The 16,106-nt window shown below is 46.9% G+C and carries 15 protein-coding genes; 9 read left to right on the top strand and 6 right to left on the bottom strand.

Annotated elements, in window-relative coordinates:
* Positions 1-109 precede the first annotated feature (109 nt).
* Entirely contained in the window at positions 110-1,072 is a 963-nt protein-coding gene (locus ACEW9O_RS11320) for a zinc-binding dehydrogenase (protein ID WP_373550269.1), read from the top strand.
* 53 nt (positions 1,073-1,125) lie between these two features.
* On the opposite strand, the gene ACEW9O_RS11315 is transcribed toward ACEW9O_RS11320, so the two are convergent.
* Together ACEW9O_RS11315 and ACEW9O_RS11310 are read right to left on the bottom strand one after the other, a co-directional pair.
* Positions 1,126-2,397, bottom strand: a complete 1,272-nt coding sequence (locus ACEW9O_RS11315; protein WP_373550268.1) for an Nramp family divalent metal transporter — start codon at positions 2,395-2,397, stop codon at positions 1,126-1,128.
* Between the two features lie 45 nt (positions 2,398-2,442).
* Positions 2,443-3,576, bottom strand: coding sequence for an FG-GAP repeat domain-containing protein (locus ACEW9O_RS11310; protein ID WP_373550267.1), 1,134 nt, complete (start codon positions 3,574-3,576; stop codon positions 2,443-2,445).
* A 240-nt stretch (positions 3,577-3,816) separates the two neighbouring features.
* Between ACEW9O_RS11310 and ACEW9O_RS11305 the strand changes: the two genes are divergently transcribed.
* The 5 genes from ACEW9O_RS11305 (at position 3,817) to ACEW9O_RS11285 (ending at position 9,966) form a co-directional block, all read left to right on the top strand.
* On the top strand, positions 3,817-4,341 hold the full coding sequence (locus ACEW9O_RS11305) for a metallophosphoesterase (RefSeq protein WP_373550266.1): 525 nt from the start codon (positions 3,817-3,819) through the stop codon (positions 4,339-4,341).
* A gap of 107 nt (positions 4,342-4,448) precedes the next feature.
* Positions 4,449-5,627: a class I SAM-dependent rRNA methyltransferase gene (locus tag ACEW9O_RS11300; RefSeq protein WP_373550265.1), complete on the top strand. Its 1,179-nt coding sequence runs from the start codon at positions 4,449-4,451 to the stop codon at positions 5,625-5,627.
* Positions 5,628-5,769: 142 nt separating this feature from the next.
* On the top strand, positions 5,770-8,034 hold the full coding sequence (locus tag ACEW9O_RS11295; RefSeq protein WP_373550264.1) for an AAA family ATPase: 2,265 nt from the start codon (positions 5,770-5,772) through the stop codon (positions 8,032-8,034).
* An 8-nt stretch (positions 8,035-8,042) separates the two neighbouring features.
* On the top strand, positions 8,043-9,173 hold the full coding sequence (locus ACEW9O_RS11290) for a DUF819 family protein (protein WP_373550263.1): 1,131 nt from the start codon (positions 8,043-8,045) through the stop codon (positions 9,171-9,173).
* Between the two features lie 10 nt (positions 9,174-9,183).
* On the top strand, positions 9,184-9,966 hold the full coding sequence (locus ACEW9O_RS11285) for a PhzF family phenazine biosynthesis protein (RefSeq protein WP_373550262.1): 783 nt from the start codon (positions 9,184-9,186) through the stop codon (positions 9,964-9,966).
* Positions 9,967-10,107: 141 nt separating this feature from the next.
* On the opposite strand, the gene ACEW9O_RS11280 is transcribed toward ACEW9O_RS11285, so the two are convergent.
* Both ACEW9O_RS11280 and ACEW9O_RS11275 read right to left on the bottom strand, forming a co-directional pair.
* Positions 10,108-11,085, bottom strand: a complete 978-nt coding sequence (locus ACEW9O_RS11280; protein ID WP_373550261.1) for a class I SAM-dependent methyltransferase — start codon at positions 11,083-11,085, stop codon at positions 10,108-10,110.
* Entirely contained in the window at positions 11,085-12,197 is a 1,113-nt protein-coding gene (locus ACEW9O_RS11275) for a D-TA family PLP-dependent enzyme (protein ID WP_373550260.1), read from the bottom strand. Before ACEW9O_RS11275 ends, ACEW9O_RS11280 begins: the two co-directional genes overlap by 1 nt.
* Before the next feature lie 159 nt (positions 12,198-12,356).
* On the opposite strand from ACEW9O_RS11275, the gene ACEW9O_RS11270 reads away from it, so the two are divergent.
* From ACEW9O_RS11270 to ACEW9O_RS11260, 3 genes are all read left to right on the top strand, one after another.
* The gene (locus ACEW9O_RS11270; protein ID WP_373550259.1) at positions 12,357-13,310 is read left to right on the top strand and encodes an ADP-ribosylglycohydrolase family protein; all 954 of its coding nucleotides are present in this window, start codon (positions 12,357-12,359) and stop codon (positions 13,308-13,310) included.
* A 176-nt stretch (positions 13,311-13,486) separates the two neighbouring features.
* Positions 13,487-14,185, top strand: coding sequence for a hypothetical protein (locus ACEW9O_RS11265; protein WP_373550258.1), 699 nt, complete (start codon positions 13,487-13,489; stop codon positions 14,183-14,185).
* 260 nt (positions 14,186-14,445) lie between these two features.
* A complete protein-coding gene (locus ACEW9O_RS11260; RefSeq protein WP_373550257.1) occupies positions 14,446-14,865 on the top strand; it encodes a hypothetical protein in 420 nt (139 codons plus the stop codon).
* A gap of 94 nt (positions 14,866-14,959) precedes the next feature.
* Here ACEW9O_RS11260 and msrB read toward each other — a convergent pair whose 3' ends face one another.
* On the bottom strand, positions 14,960-15,487 hold the full coding sequence (msrB, locus tag ACEW9O_RS11255; RefSeq protein ID WP_373550256.1) for a peptide-methionine (R)-S-oxide reductase MsrB: 528 nt from the start codon (positions 15,485-15,487) through the stop codon (positions 14,960-14,962).
* A gap of 121 nt (positions 15,488-15,608) precedes the next feature.
* On the bottom strand, positions 15,609-16,073 hold the full coding sequence (locus tag ACEW9O_RS11250; RefSeq protein ID WP_373550255.1) for a hypothetical protein: 465 nt from the start codon (positions 16,071-16,073) through the stop codon (positions 15,609-15,611).
* Between the last annotated feature and the right edge of the window lie 33 nt (positions 16,074-16,106).

Raw genomic sequence — 16,106 nt, 5'->3', positions numbered from 1 at the left:
TGTATTTCCTATGCTTCTTTCAACAAAAATAAGCAATTTTGAGGAAGTTTGCACAGGCTTGCACAACAAGCCTATACAACATTTGTTTTCCAAATAAAAAAGCCACACTGTGAAAGCACTCGTCCTTACTGAAGCCAACTCGCTCCCCGTTTATCAAGAAGCTGCCGATCCCATCCTTGCCGAAGGGGAAGTCATCGTAACCATCAAGGCTGCAGCGCTCAACCACCGTGACCTATTCGTTACCCAAGGTAAATACGCGGGCATTCGGTTTCCCATTATTTTAGGATCGGATGGTGCGGGCATTTGTGACGGAAAGGAAGTGGTGATCAATCCGGCGCTAGACTGGGGTGATGATCCCCGTTTTCAAGGCAAAAACTTCCAGATTTTGGGTTTGCCCAGCAATGGCACATTGTCCGAAAAAATTGCCATTCCAGCAAGCCAGATCTACCCAAAACCGCACCATTTAACTTGGAAAGAAGCAGCAGCACTACCCTTGGCCGGATTGACCGCCTATCGAGCCTTGTTTACCAAAGGGCGTTGTACCGCAGGAGACCGGGTTTTAATCACCGGGATTGGGGGTGGAGTAGCCTTGTTTGCCCTGCAATTTGCCAAGGCGGTAGGTGCGGAGGTTTGGATTACTTCCAGTTCAGATGAGAAAATCGAGCGGGCCATTGCCTTGGGTGCTACCGGAGGGGTCAACTACCAAGCGCCAGACTGGAACAAACAACTGGAGGCTGCCGGAGGATTCGACATCGTGATCGATGGAGCCGGTGGTGAGGGTTTTGGATTATTGTTAAAACTGTGCAAATCAGGTGCAAGAGTAGTTTCTTATGGTGGGACCATTGGAGCGGTGCCCAATTTTAGCCCCCAGATTTTGTTCTGGAAACAATTGGAGGTTTTAGGCAGTACGATGGGAACCGAAGAAGAGTTTGTAGAGATGCTCGCATTTGTTGCTGAACACAAGATTCATCCCGTCATCGATCAGGTATTTAGCCTAAAAGATGGCGCACAAGCTTTTCAACGGATGGAGGAAGGTGGGCAGTTTGGGAAAATTGTATTGAAGGTACACTAGTTGACAGCAGCTTAGTAGTGGGGCAAAATGATCACTTATTTTTTTATCGCCCCTTACAACACGCCAAACTGAAACAGTAACAGAAAGACAGCAGCAAGGGTCATGATGGTCAATGCCGCAAATCCCAGGACGTTTGCAGTTCGGGTATTCGTGTGTTTGCCCATAATGGACTTGTTGTTGGCAATGTGTAAGATAATGGCGATCAATACTGGTGCGGTCATGCCATAAAAGATGGCAGAATAGATCAAGGCTTGAATCGGTGAAATCCCAATGTAATTCAAGGATAGCCCAAGCATGAGTGAAATCGCAATCACGATGTAAAAAGCTTTGGCCTCGTGGAATTTTTTATCCAGGCCCTGCTCCCAGCCAAAGGTTTCGGTGATGATGTAAGAAAGACAACCACTTAACACCGGAATGGCCAGCAATCCCGTACCGATGACACCAACGGCAAAAAGCAAGTACGCGGCATTACCTGCCAGGGGTTTTAAAGCCAAAGCGGCTTGTTCAACCGTATCTATTTGATGGATGCCCCCTTTGAACAATACGGTGCCCGTGGTGAGGATGATAAAAAACATTACCAATCCCGAAAAAGACATGCCAAAATCCACATCTTGCTCCATCTCGTGAATCACTTTTTTATTCACGACCAGATGTTTGGTTTTGTGTTTCATTTCTTCCACTTCCATCGATGCCTGCCAAAAGAACAGGTAGGGGGAAATTGTAGTGCCGAGAATACCGACCAGGATGCTGATGAATTCTTTATTGAATTGGATGCTGGGGATAAACGTAGCTTTTAATACGGCCAGCCAATCTTGTGGGTATAAAAACGGGACAATCAAATACACCAATAGTACCAAGCAGAGGTATTTTAGGATCGAAGCGATTTTTTGATAGGGCAAATAAACGATCAGCACCAGCAGGAGTATGGTAAAAAAAACACTAAAATAGGTGGTTTCAATGGCCGGAAACAACAAATTTCCAACAGCACCCATCGCGGCGATGTCGGCACCAATGTTCATGACAATGGCCGGAAAACTGAACAACACCATCAAATACAGCACCGGCCGTGGATAATGTTCTTTCAATGCCCCCGTTAATCCATGTCCGGTGACCAGGCCAATTTTGGCACACATTTGTTGCAAGGCCGCCATGAGTGGAAAAGCGATCAGGGCCGTCCAAAGTGTGGAAAGCCCAAACGCAGCCCCTGCTTGTGAATACGTAGCGATGCCCGATGGGTCGTCGTCGCTGGCACCCGTGATGAGGCCAGGGCCTAACACTTTCCAAAAACGGAAAAATTTACTTTTCCTTGGTGTCGGTTTATTCATTGCATTTGTTGGCTGGTATCGAGTGCTGAAACCTAATACACAACGTTATCCTTCATTAAAAAAGACGTACAAGCCATCTTTTCCCGCCACAATGATGTCCCTTCGGCCAGTACCACGCAAGTCTACTACTTCAAAATAGATGCCCGTGCCTTTGCCTTCACCGAATGGGCCATAACTGATCACTTGTTTGGAAAACGATTCTCCATTCCATTGAAAATAATACAAGCCTATCGGGTCAAACGAGCCGGGGTCCTTTTCATTGTGCGCCCGGTAGCGTTTGCCAGTGATCAATTCCTTTTTCCCATCGTTGTCCAGATCCTCCCAGGCCATGGTGTGGTATTGGGAATTAAAGGGGTCGATCGGGTGCTTCAGCCAAGAGCGTTTGCCAGCGGGGTCGATTTTTTGTTCGTACCAGTCCAGTCCGTAGTCGTGTCCTTTGCCAGCAATACAATCGTTTTTTCCATCTCCGTTGACATCAGTGATGATGACGGGGATACTTGCGGATTGCAAGTTGAATTCCTGATGAAAAATCCACTTGTCCACAAAAGGATTTTTGGGCGCTTCCAGCCAACCCGTGTTGAGGACGAGGTCGCCTCGACCATCGCCATTTATGTCGCCAAAGCCAAGGCCATGTCCTTGGGTGTCCCACAGCTGATAAACCTGAAATTTCCCGCTGCCTTTGCCCGCAGCATCCAGGATCAGTTTAAAGATGCGTAAAGGCTTGCCAGGGTTGTTGGGTACAATTTCCAGGGTACCATCCCCATCAATGTCCCAGGCTCGTGTGGTCTCGATATTGCCCGTTTCACCAATTTTATACTCCTTCCATTCTGCTTCCCCATTGCCCGGATTTTTGCGCCAATTGACGGAATTGTCGTTCCATCCTCCGGTGATGAAATCGATCCAACCATCGCCGTCCACATCCATTGGTACAGTAGAAAAATCGTCGTAATATTCGCCAAACCGCCGGGGTTGGGCAACCACATGTCGTTTGACAAAAAGTGGGCCTTCGTACCAAAAAGCACCGGAAACAAGGTCGAGTTTCTGATCATTGTTGACATCGAATACCCCGACTGATTCAAAACTCTCGGCAGCAATCATTTGCTTGCGGAATTGGATGGGTGCGGGTTTCATGTCCAGCGACATCAGTACGAGCAAAAGAAGTGGTGTGTAGAATGGCATAGCAATGGACGGATTAGGAACGGTTTCAGAATAAAGTAACAATTTGACTGGACTCTTTTTTGATTTTGCTGCGTTGCTCCTCAGTTACATAGTTTACTATGCGCCTTCCTCGCGCCTTGCCAAATCAAAAAATAGCCGACTCAATTTTGTTACTTTATTCTGAAACCGTTCCTTATTTCAATGTGCAAAATACATTTTCCATACAAACAAACTATCTTCCACCCTACAAACGATTTTCTCATGATCCGCATCGGCCTCCTCTCCGACACCCACAGCTTCCTCGACGAAACCATCTTCGACTACTTCGACGAATGTGATGAAATCTGGCACGCTGGCGACATTGGTGACCCCAACATCGCCGATCGACTCGAAGCCTTCCGCCCTTTCCGCGCCGTATTTGGCAACATCGATGACAAAGACATTCGACTGCGTTACCCCGAAGATTTGCGCTTCACGGTGGAAGGTTTGGACGTGCTGATGACCCATATCGGCGGCTACCCAGGCAAGTACAACCAAAGGGTACGGGAAATTTTGCGTGCTGACCCACCTAAACTTTTCATCTGCGGCCATTCCCATATCCTCAAGGTGATGCCCGACCCTGCTTTGGGTTTGTTGCACATCAATCCAGGGGCCTGTGGCCAGGAAGGTTTTCACAAAATGCGCACCATCATTCGTTTTTCAATCGAAAATGGTAAACCGAAGGATTTGCAGGTGGTTGAGTTGGGGAAAAGAGGAGCGATTGGAGAGATGAGAGATGAGAGATGAAAGATGCTACCGCAGCAATTTTGACAAAAACTTTCTCAAAGTCCCTGCGGTAGCATCTTTCATCTTTCATCTCTCATCTTTCATCTTTCCTCTTTACATTTGCCTCTATGAAACAAATTTTTCTCAAAGACAAACGCGACGCGGCGGTGCTCCGCTTTCATCCCTGGGTATTTTCGGGAGCCGTGGCGCGTAAGAGTGGAGCCATTGAAGATGGTGAATGGGTAGAAGTGCGTTCCAACAAGTCGGAATTGTTGGGCATGGGCCATTATCAGGATGGCAGCATTTGTGTACGCTTGTTGAGTTTTGAAGCATCGACGATTGATCAGAATTTTTGGAACCAAAAAATCGAGCGGGCTTATCAATACCGCAAGGCCATTGAACTGACGGATCGCGATCAGCTCAATTGTTACCGTTTGATCCACGGCGAAGGCGATGGATTGCCTGGTTTGATTATCGATGTATATGGAGAGGCGGCAGTTATCCAGTGTCATTCCATTGGTATGCACCGGGATCGGGCGATGATTGCCCAGGCTTTGCAAGATGTTTATGGTTCCAAACTCAAAGCGGTGTACGACAAAAGTGCCGAGAGTTTGCCCAAAGAATTTGCCAAGACCATGGCAAATGGCTATTTGTTCGGCACTGGAGCAGAAAATGTCGTCAAAGAATACGGTGCATTGTTTACCATCGATTGGGAGGGTGGACAAAAAACTGGGTTTTTCCTCGATCAGCGTGAAAATCGACGGTTGTTGGCAGAATACGCCACTGGCAAAACCGTGCTCAATACCTTTTGTTACACGGGGGGCTTCTCCATTTATGCTCTCAAGGCTGGGGCTCACTCCGTGGAATCGGTCGATGTATCGGCTAAAGCGATGGAGTTGACCGAAAAAAACGTAGCCCTCAATGGTTTTGATGACAGTCGGCACCGTTCTTATACGACTGACGTACTCGATTTTTTGCGCAAAACGCCTAATACCTACGACTTAATGGTGGTGGACCCGCCCGCTTTTGCCAAAAACCTCGAAAAACGCCACAACGCCGTCCAAGGCTACAAACGCCTGAATGCCCTGGCGATGGAAAAAATAAAACCTGGGGGCACACTTTTTACCTTTTCTTGTTCCCAAGTTGTCAACAAACAGCTATTTTACGACACCATTGTGGCTGCGGCACTGGAAGCAGGGCGCCAAGTGCGTGTGATGCACCAGTTGAGCCAAGGTCCGGACCATCCCGTTAATTTGTTTCACCCGGAAGGGGAATATTTGAAGGGGTTGGTATTGTATGTAGAATAAGTTGAGAAGGTTGAGGAAGGTTGAGAAGGTTTAGGCTACCGCAGCGTATTTGACAAGGACATTTTCCAAGTTGCTCGCGGTAGCCTAAACCTTCTAAACCTTCCTCAACCTCCCTAAACCCTTTAGCCTCACAACCCATAATATGGAGCGACTCCACTATCCGATTCTCTACTACCCCATCAGCGAACAAGCGGTGCTGGGACTTTTGGTTGGCTCCGAACAGCAGGCCATTGCGGCCAATGTGGATACTTTGAAGTTGAAATTCCAGAATCAATTACAACGAGACTATAAAAAAACGGGCGCTTATCCCGATATACGCATCACTGATCCGAAGTTGAAAATTTTCACCATTTCATTTCGGCCTTCCTTGCGCGACAGCAATGGGGTGTATCCTTTGCCCAAGGAGGTATTGGTGCCCATTCCGGCCGTATTTGGTCCCTCTGATTCCGGCTTTTACCACTGTTATTTGCCCGTTTTTCAGGAACATTTCACCTATTACTCGCCTGAGCATTTTGAGGCCTTGACCGACTATGTGGCCATCAGCAATTTGAATCGCTCCACGCCAGAGGAGATTTATAAGTTGATGCGTTACGGAGCGCCGGGATTGACCAGCATTGAACTCCGGGTGAATCCCCGCAACAATTATTACTGGAAATCCAACTGGAATTTCCGCAACCAACAGACCACCCTGGCGCGGCTGGGCGAGGCTTATCCCCCATTGAAAGCCACCCGCCGCTTGAATCGACAAACCCCGGATGTTGCCTGGGAGCGAGAAGCGATAGTGGAACAAGTGGTGGATAAAGTGCTCAGTTCACGGGCGAATGTGCTGATCATTGGCAATCCGGGCTCGGGTAAAAGTGCCGTATTGCAGGCCGCCATCCGCAAAATGACCAACAAGGCCAAAAGTGCCAAGTTAAAAATCAACTTCTGGCGCATTTTGCCCCAACGCATCACCAACAGTGCACGTTACCTGGGGGAATGGCAAGCCACCTGTGAAGAATTGATCGATGAAGCCGCTAGCACCAACAGCATCCTTTGGATTGTATCGATGGTGCGTTTGCTGATGACGGGTGGTTCGGGGCCAGAAGACAGCGTAGCCGCTTTTTTTCGCCCGGTACTGAACCAGGGCAAAGTACAAATGATTGGCGAAGCCACGCCCCAGGAACTGGAAAGTATGCGCCGCCTGATGCCGGGCTTTGTAGAAGCATTTCACTTGGTTCATTTGGAAGAAATGGGTGAGTTTGAGGTGCAAAGTATACTGGGCAAATACGCTCAGTTTGCGCAACATACCCATAAAATTACCATTGGGAAACCTGCGTTGGATCTCTCCTATCGACTTTTGTCGCGCTTTTATCCTTATGAAAGTTTTCCCGGCAAGGCCATCAAGTTTTTGGGCAAATGTTTGGCTGAAACCCGTTTGAACCGCGCCGAAGAAATCAGCGTGGAGGATGTCAACCAGCATTTTATTCAACAAACTGGCTTGCCCGAATTGTTGCTGAACGACAACCTGGACTGGGAAGAAGCCGAATTGTTGCAGTTTTTTAACGAACGAATCATTGGGCAACCCCGCGCCGTAGAACAATTGTGTAGTCTGGTCAAAATTTTCAAAGCGGGCATCAACAACCCTCAGCGCCCCATCGCGACCCTGATTTTTGCGGGGCCAACGGGAGTGGGCAAAACCGCTTGTGCTAAGACTCTGGCGGAATATTTTTTTGGCAAGGGGCAACAAAAAACGCCACTCATTCGCATCGACATGAGTGAATACCAGCACGCTTTTCAGATAGATCGTTTGATTGGTGCCGACCGGGAGCCCGGGCAATTGGTCAAAGAAGTACGGGAAAAACCTTTCTCTGTTTTGTTGCTCGATGAAATTGAAAAAGCCGACCCGGCTATCTTTGATGCACTGCTGGCGGTACTCGACGACGGGATGTTGGTAGATGGTTTTGGGCGCGTCACCCATTTCAAAAACACCATCATCATTATGACCTCCAACCTGGGTGCTTCGGGGCGGCGAAATGTGTCTTTTTCAGATACCACCAGTGCAGAAAATCGTTACCTTTCAGCCATCCTGAAACATTTTCGACCAGAATTTGTCAATCGCATTGACTCACTGGTGGTCTTTGATGAATTGAGCAAAGAAGGCATTCGGGAGTTGGCCCGACGAGAATTGCGGGAACTAGGCAAACGGGAAGGTTTTACCAAGAAAAAAATCCAGCTCGTTTTTTCAGAACGGTTGATCGATTACCTGGTCGCCATTGGTTTTGATGAACGGTATGGTGCCAGACCTATGCAAAGGGCGATCGAACAAGGCATTATCGGCCCGCTAGCCCTTTGGTTGTTGGAAAACCCAGACAAAAGCAATCACACCTTGTCGATAGACTATGATGGAGGGATTGTCATAAATTAGGAATCGTTGTGAAAACAGTACAGATCGCATTTCAGATATTGGTGATTTTGGGTTTTCCTTACTTGGCCCAGCGCACCAAACATTGGGGAAAATTGGGTAATTTTTTAAGCCCAGTGGTATTGTGCTACATTTTTGGCATGATTCTGAGCAATTTCAACCTCATTCATACTCCCATTAAGTTTCGGGAAGCTTGCAGTCAAATCAGCATTGCGTTGGCGTTGCCCCTTTTGTTGTATTCCTCTGACTTGGGCTTTGTCTACCGCAACCTCAAAGTGTTTCTAGTCTCGTTTGCGCTGGCGATCCTGGCTGCTGTTGTGGCTACGGGTGCCATTGCTGTTGCTTTTTTTGCCCATTTGCCGCAAATTGATCAAGCCGCAGGAATGTTGTTGGCGGTTTATGTGGGTGGCACCGTAAATTTATTTGCTACGGGTTATGGCTTGGGTGCTACGCCAGATTACATTGGTCTGATTAACGCTGCGGACATTGTGGTAGGTGGAAGTTATTTGTTGATTTTGACTTCGGTTGGTCCCAAGCTCGTTGCGCTGGTTTTGCACCGCAAACCGAGCACAGCATACACTCACACAATTGAAGAAGAAACTGCAGCTACCCCTGCACCCGGAATGATCCTAGCTTGTTTGGCTTCCAGCATTGTCATTTTGGGCATCAGTGTAGGACTTTCTTACTTGATTTTTGGCAACCTAAAAAACAGTACTTTTCTCATCCTTTGCCTGACCACCCTCAGCATTGCGGCTTCCCGTTTGGAAGTGATCCAAAAGTTGAAAGGTTCTTTTCAAGTGGGCGAGTATTTGTTGCTGATGTTTTGTGTAGGTTTAGGCTTATTGGCCGATTTGGAACAATTGGTAGGCGGTGGTTTTCCGATTGTGCTACTGACCATCTGTACCATCCTGGGCACAGTAGGGTTACATCTTTTGCTGGCCAAAATTTTTAAAGTAGACGATGAAGCCTTTTTGGTTACTTCCACAGCAACTATTTTTGGACCACCCTTTATTCCTCAAATTGCAGCCACCATCGGCAATCCTAAGGTGATTTTACCTGGCATTGCCGCCGCCCTGATGGGCATCATGCTGGCCAACTATCTGGGGATTGGTTTGGGTTGGTTTATCAACTGGATATTATAAACAGCTATTTATGCAACTATCAATCTATCAAGTCGACGCTTTTGCCAACGCAGTTTTCCAAGGCAATCCAGCAGCTGTCGTCCCTTTGGAAACCTGGCTTCCTGATGAAACCCTGCAAAATATTGCTTCTGAAAACTATTTGTCTGAAACGGCATATTTTGTTCAGGATGGAGAAGGATTCCACTTGCGGTGGTTCACGCCATCTAAAGAAGTCCGTTTGTGTGGGCATGCTACTTTGGCTAGTGCGCACGTTTTGTTTGCCCATTTGGGTTATTCCAAAGCTGCGATCAATTTCAACACACTTGGAGGCTTGTTGAGCGTACGGAAAGAAGGTGATCATTATGTAATGGACTTCCCGACTGATGCCCCACAGCCCTTTCACGTATTGCGAAGCCTAGAAGACATTCTCGGCGTGCAGATTTTAGAAATGGCAAAAGGAACGGATGATTACCTGGCCTTAGTTGAGTCTGAAGCAGTCTTGATGGCCTTGCAGCCAAATTTTCGTGCACTTTCCGACCTCAATACTCGTGGCCTGATCGTTACCGCCCCTGGAACAACGACGGACATAGCCTCCCGTTGCTTTTTTCCAAATGTAGGCATTGATGAAGACCCTGTTACAGGCTCCGCGCATACTGTACTTACACCCTATTGGAGTGAAAAATTGGGCAAGACCAGCATCAGTGCTACTCAGGGCGGGGTACGTAAAGGTCAACTAAACTGCATGTTGAAAGGCGACCGAGTGGATCTGATGGGTAAAGCCCAAACGTATATGCAGGGGACGATTTGGATATAAACACCATTCAAAACGAAGCCAATTAGCCAAGTAGTGGGGCAAAAATAAATATTCATTTTTTCTAAGCCATAGGATTAGATAAGACACTCGAATTGAACCGTTTACTTATCTAATCCTATGGCAAAATGAACACTTATTTTTTTATCGCCCAACGCGCTGCATCCGAAAACAACGGTGGATTTTTTTATTCTTAAAATCTTGCGGAATGGTGCGTTGGCTAATTTCTTCGATTTCTACTCCCTTGATATTCGCTTCGTCTAGTTTAAATGAGCGGTAATTGGTAGAAAAATAGATGGTGCCGCCTGGCCTGGTGGCAAATATGACTTGATTGAGCAAACCGACATGATCTCGCTGGGTATCCAGCTCTTCTCGCATCATTTTGCTGTTGGAAAAAGTAGGTGGATCCATCACCACCAGATCGAATTGGCCTGGCCGCAGACTGTCGAGGTATTGTTTGACATCAGCTTTGATGAGGTAGTGTTTTTTGCCAATTTGATCGGCAAAATTGTTGACGACCAAGTTGGCTTTGGCCCAATCCAGGTAAGTATTGGATAAATCAACCGTAGTGGTCGTAAGTGCACCACCAGCCGCTGCGTAGACGGTAAATGAGCCAGTATATGCAAATAAATTCAAAAAGTGCTTGCCCTCAGCCTGCTCACGCAGCATTTGGCGGGTATTCCGGTGGTCGAGAAACAGGCCAGTGTCGAGGTAGTCGCTCAGATTGACCAAAAAATTGAGGCCATTTTCCTGAACCAATCTTTGTTGTTTTTCCGTATCGACCTTTTCGTATTGTTGCTGGCCTTTTTGGCGTTTGCGTTCTTTGAAGAAAACCAAAAAACGTGGAACTTCCAGGATTTTGGCAATGATGTCCAGACAGGATTCCAGCCATTCCTGGTGCTGATTGTCGCCCAAACTATGGTGGCGTTGGTATTCGGCAACATGCACAGCCTGCTCGTAACGATCGATGACAAGCGGGAAATTGGTCAGGTCGTTGTCGTAAATGCGGTAACAGGTTATGCCTTGGCGGCGCGCCCATTTGCTGATGTGGCGATCAACTTTTTGTAGGCGGTTTTCAAATTCTGACAAGTCTCCGATCATGATTGATGATGTTAAATCCATCAAATGGCAATTTTGCGTTTGCGGGCTATCACATTCCAGGTATCGACCCATTCCCCATTTTGGATCACGAAGGCGTCTTCATACAAGTTGATGGTAGGGCAAATGTGATAGGGTACGCCATACAGGGCATCCCCCACTTTCCAGTTGTCCCAATCAGACACTTCCAAAACCAGGTGCTCTTCACTTTGGGATACACAGCGGTAATTCTCCAAATTGAGGAATTTCACCCGTTTATCGATGGGGTTTTCTGCAGCAATGGCCTTGTGCCCAAGGTCTACAGTGATGAATCCCGCTTTTGGTTTGGAAATAACCCGGGTGAATACCAGACCCGCCCATTGAAAAGGCTGATCGGGCAATCCTTCGCCATAGCCCCAGTCCCAAACCAAACAAGTGCCGGGGCTAATGTGCACCCCTTCTCGCAGGGTATGCACCGTCTGTGCGGGTGATCCGCCAGCGATTACCAGTGGTTCGGGCAAGCCGGCGGTGCGAATTTGCTCCAGTAAGACCTTGATCCCTGCAAAGGCTTGATCACTTTTGGCTTTGCGCGCAGCAAAATCGGCATCGCGAAAATTGCCATCGTACACGTGCAAGCCCAAAACTCTCAAATATGGGTAGCGAAACAGAGATTGATAAAAAGGGAAAAGTTGATCATCCACTGGGTGCCCCGAACGATCCATGGCGTTGTTGACGTCGACCAGTACATTGGCCGTCAATCCAAAACGTAAAAATACTACCTGATACGCCGAAGCTGCATCTGCACAATCTACCAGGCTTACAAATTCTACCTGCGGATAGGCTTGTACTAGTTGAGCCCAACGTTCAATTTTAGGGCCAACCAGTTGGTGCGCGATCACTACCGTGGAAGCTCCCGCCTTGGCAGTCATTTCCGCCTCGGCGATGGTCGCACATTTAAATTTGGTGATGCCCCGCATGATTTGCATCCGCACCAGTTCCGTCATTTTGTACGTTTTCACATGGGGGATCAGGCGCTCGGCGTCGCCAGCAATTTGCAACATCAGGTTGATGTTGTAGGCCACACGATCTTTGTACAGCAGCAAAGCGGGTGAGTCGATTTGAGTCGTGTCGGAGAGGATAAACCAATTGTTGTCCATAGGTGCGGTATACTTTGTGGGCGAAGTAAAGCAAAAAAGTTGAACAGTTTAGGCTTGAGGGCTTGAAAAGTATTGACAGTCTGCTTCCAAAACAATTATCTTGCGCCACCGATTCTTAAATTGGGCACCCGCGAGGGGTGCCGCAACAACCCAATTTGTATGAACATTGTACGCGATGCCCTGATTGGACTTGCCGTTGGAGATGCCCTCGGCGTCCCCGTAGAATTTGAATCTCGCGAAAGTTTAGTGGCCAATCCAGTCACCGATATGCGCGGTTATGGTACTTACAGCCAAGCAGCAGGCACCTGGTCGGATGATAGTTCATTGACTTTTTGTTTGGCTGAAAGCCTGACGCAGGATTTTAACCTGGCCGGCATGGCTCAAAAATTCGTGGATTGGAGCGAAGCCCGCATTTGGACGCCACATGGAAGAGTGTTTGATATTGGCATTACGACGAGTGAAGCCATGGAAGTTCTAGAACAAATTTTGATCAGTGGAGACCATGAAGCTTTACAATATTTGCACCACGAGGCCGATGAAATGAGCAATGGCAATGGCTCTTTGATGCGCATTCTTCCACTATTGTTTTACCTCAAACACCAGCCTGCTGAAAACTGGTTTGATATTACCTGGAAGGTGTCGGCCCTTACCCATGGGCACATCCGCGCTGCTATTGCCTGTTGGTATTACCTGCGCTTTGCCTGGCATCTGTGGCAAAGTGGTGATAAACGCAACGCCTACCTCGAAGTACGGACAGAGGCCCGCGAGTTGTTCCGCAAAAAAAACATTGCCTTCAGTGAGCAGCGCATTTTTGATCGGGTAGTCGAGCACAGCATCAGTTTTTTACCTGTGTCTCAAATTTCTTCTGCCGGGTATGTCATGCACAGTTTGGAAGCGGCGATGTGGTGTGTTTTGCGTCACAATACCTACGAAGAAACCGTATTGGCCGCCGTCAATCTGGGCCACGATACCGATACCACCGCAGCCATTGCCGGAGGCTTGGCCGGGATTTTATACGGCTTCGATTCCATCCCTAGCGAATGGGTCAATCAATTGGCTCGCCTGAATGATGTCCTCCAATTGTGTGATGATGTGAATAAGCGCTGGAGCTAAAATTCCCCTACCCTTTTCAGTTGCGATTTGAATTGTTCTTGATGTTTTTAAATTCATAAGAAAATTTAGTCTGAGTAAAAAAAATCTACTCCTAAGATAAAGATAGTTTTTTAATAAATAATTTTGTTTTAATCAAAAAAGTGATAATTTTGCAATACACAGCATATCAATCAGCTATGAAAAAGCAATCAGTACACCGTCAATACAATTTTCCCGATGCCGACCTGTATTTGTTGTGCATGGAACGGATTCGGGATGCCCACCGCGATGTGCAATATTTTGAGCAGTATGGCTATAGCATGGATCGCTTGAAGGGTTTTAAAAACCTCTGCGATCAACTCAACACCTTGCCCGACGATGACGAGCTGGTTGGAGAACAAATGCTCATGACCGAAAAAAAGGATACTGCCTCTGAGAAATTGAAAACCGCTATTCGCAGTTTGATGACAAGGGTGGCCATGAAATACAACAATCGCTCTGGCCGCTACCGCAAATTTGGCACTGCCAAAATGGGAGACATGACCGACGCCCAGCTCTTGTTTTGCGGCCGCAGAGTGGTACGGGTAGCCCGCCAACAAATTGACTTTTTGGTTGAAGTAGGGGTCAATGATACTCAGATCCAACGCGTAGTGGATGCCCACCAGGATTTTGAAAATGCGCTCAATATTCAACAAGACAAAATTGCCGACCGCGATATTTCCGTCGAACGCCGCATTGAACAAGGCAATAAATTGTACCAGGAGCTGATCGTATTGTGCAACATTGGTAAGGACATCTGGGCGGAACGGGATGTCAGCAAATACGAAAGTTATACCATTTACGAAAGCAATAACGATCAGAAAATAGCGCGAAAGGAAAAAATGTCCGAATCGTAGGGGCGATCCTATGTGATCGCCCGGTAATTCGGTCGCCCAACGGTTGGGCAACCACAGAGGGTCGCCCCAACAGGGTCGCCCGTACCATTTAAAAATTTGTTAATTTCCATTTTTTTCAAACCCTTCTCTCCCACCCTACCGTCTTACCGATCAGTTATGCCAATGAGCAATCTTGGCATACACACGGAAAAACTCATCATTATTCAATTAGGAATCCTTACGGCACCGACTGGCCAGAAGGAAACCCAAAACCTTTAGACATGAACATGTTCAAAGCATCAAGATTCCTGGCAATGGTAGCAATTGTGGCTACTTTTTGGGCCTGCGATCAAAAAGACGATGCAAGCCCAGACCAAAATGCAGTAATAGGAAAGTGGAAATTGGAGGACATTTCCGGTGGATTTATAGGTAGCGGCTACGACGCCGATTGGAATTACCTTGAATTAAAAGCCGATTTGACTTACCGTCGCCTGCAAAATGACACCTTGCGTTACCAAGGCACTTATGCCATACAGGAAAGAGATGGTAAAACCTTCATCGACTTTAAATCATCCGCTACGCCCAGCAACGCTCCTTTTGAAGATCAAGACAAAGAAGCAGTGCTCGAGAAAGACAAGTTTATATTGAGTGATCCTTGTTGTGATTTGTATCAGTACGAGTTCTCTAAAGCGAAGAATTAGCACTCCCTTGTGCTAAATGAATGAGCGGGGTGCCAGGTTTAATCTGAGCACCCCGATTATTTTTAGGCTTTAAGGAACGGAAACGAAATAAGTTCTATTTATTCTCCACAAAATTCAACGAAACAGAATTGATGCAATAGCGCAAACCCGTTGGCTGCGGCCCATCGGGAAATAGGTGCCCCAAGTGCCCTCCACAGCGTGCACAATGCACTTCTGTACGCATCATTCCCAAACTATTGTCCGATGTACGAACCACATTACCTTTCATGTACTCATCCCAATAACTCGGCCAACCTGTGCCTGATTCAAATTTGGTCTCAGAATCAAACAAAGGCAAATCACAAGCCCTACAAGTGTACACCCCTTTTTTGTGGTTGTTCCAATATTTTCCGGAAAACGCCTGTTCAGTGCCGGCTTGTCGTAGTACGTGGAATTCAAACTCATCGAGTTCGTTTTTCCATTCATCGTCACTTTTGATCAAAGGACCCAGAATGTCGCCATCGAGCGCGACGAATTTCCCCTTGGGATCAACCTCGTTTTTGTAGTTGGACTTTGCGCTGTTGCAGGAGGCACACAGCAATGCAGAGATTGCAAGTAGCAACACTGTTCTTCTGAATTTCATATCGATTACCTGTTTAGCTGGAAATACGAACTTAAAAGAGGATTAGTTTTGTCTTTGCCAAGTTAACGAAATAAATTCGCTGAATGAAAATTCAACTTGATTATGATCAAGTGCTTATGGTTTACTTTCTTTTGTTCTGTCTATAGCGGGGGTGATTCCATTCTTCTTTTTGGGCAAAATTGACAATGCTGCGAATGGTATTGACGAGTGCTAAAAAAACCAGGTACCCAAAAGTTACGACGATGAGAATCCACCAATATGACCCTGCCTCACTCAAGCGCAAACCAGATAAAAACCAAGCCAGGGAAATGGAAACCAATACCAGGCCCAAAAAACTATAGATCGATTTTCCCCAATATTGTAATGTGTTTGCAGCTGTAAGTGAAAGTACTGCATTGAACATGGCAAAGCACAATAAAAAAGAGGCAGCAGTCAGGTAAGCGAACCGAGGTTCCAGAGTCACCATGCCAATCCATTGCAAAAACTCTGCGATTAAGTCAACCAATACAATACCCGTCAAAGCAACCAAAGCTTGAAAGATTGGATTGGAAATATTGACCCAGCTTAAATTATTCACTTTGCTCATACCTATACAATAGGAAACAGTACATATGGTTCA

The organism is Haliscomenobacter sp. (assembly GCF_041740695.1).
Classification (GTDB): Bacteria; Bacteroidota; Bacteroidia; order Chitinophagales; family Saprospiraceae; genus Haliscomenobacter.
The sequence above is the reverse complement of the archived record's forward strand: the minus strand, read 5'-3'. Positions and strand labels throughout refer to the sequence as shown.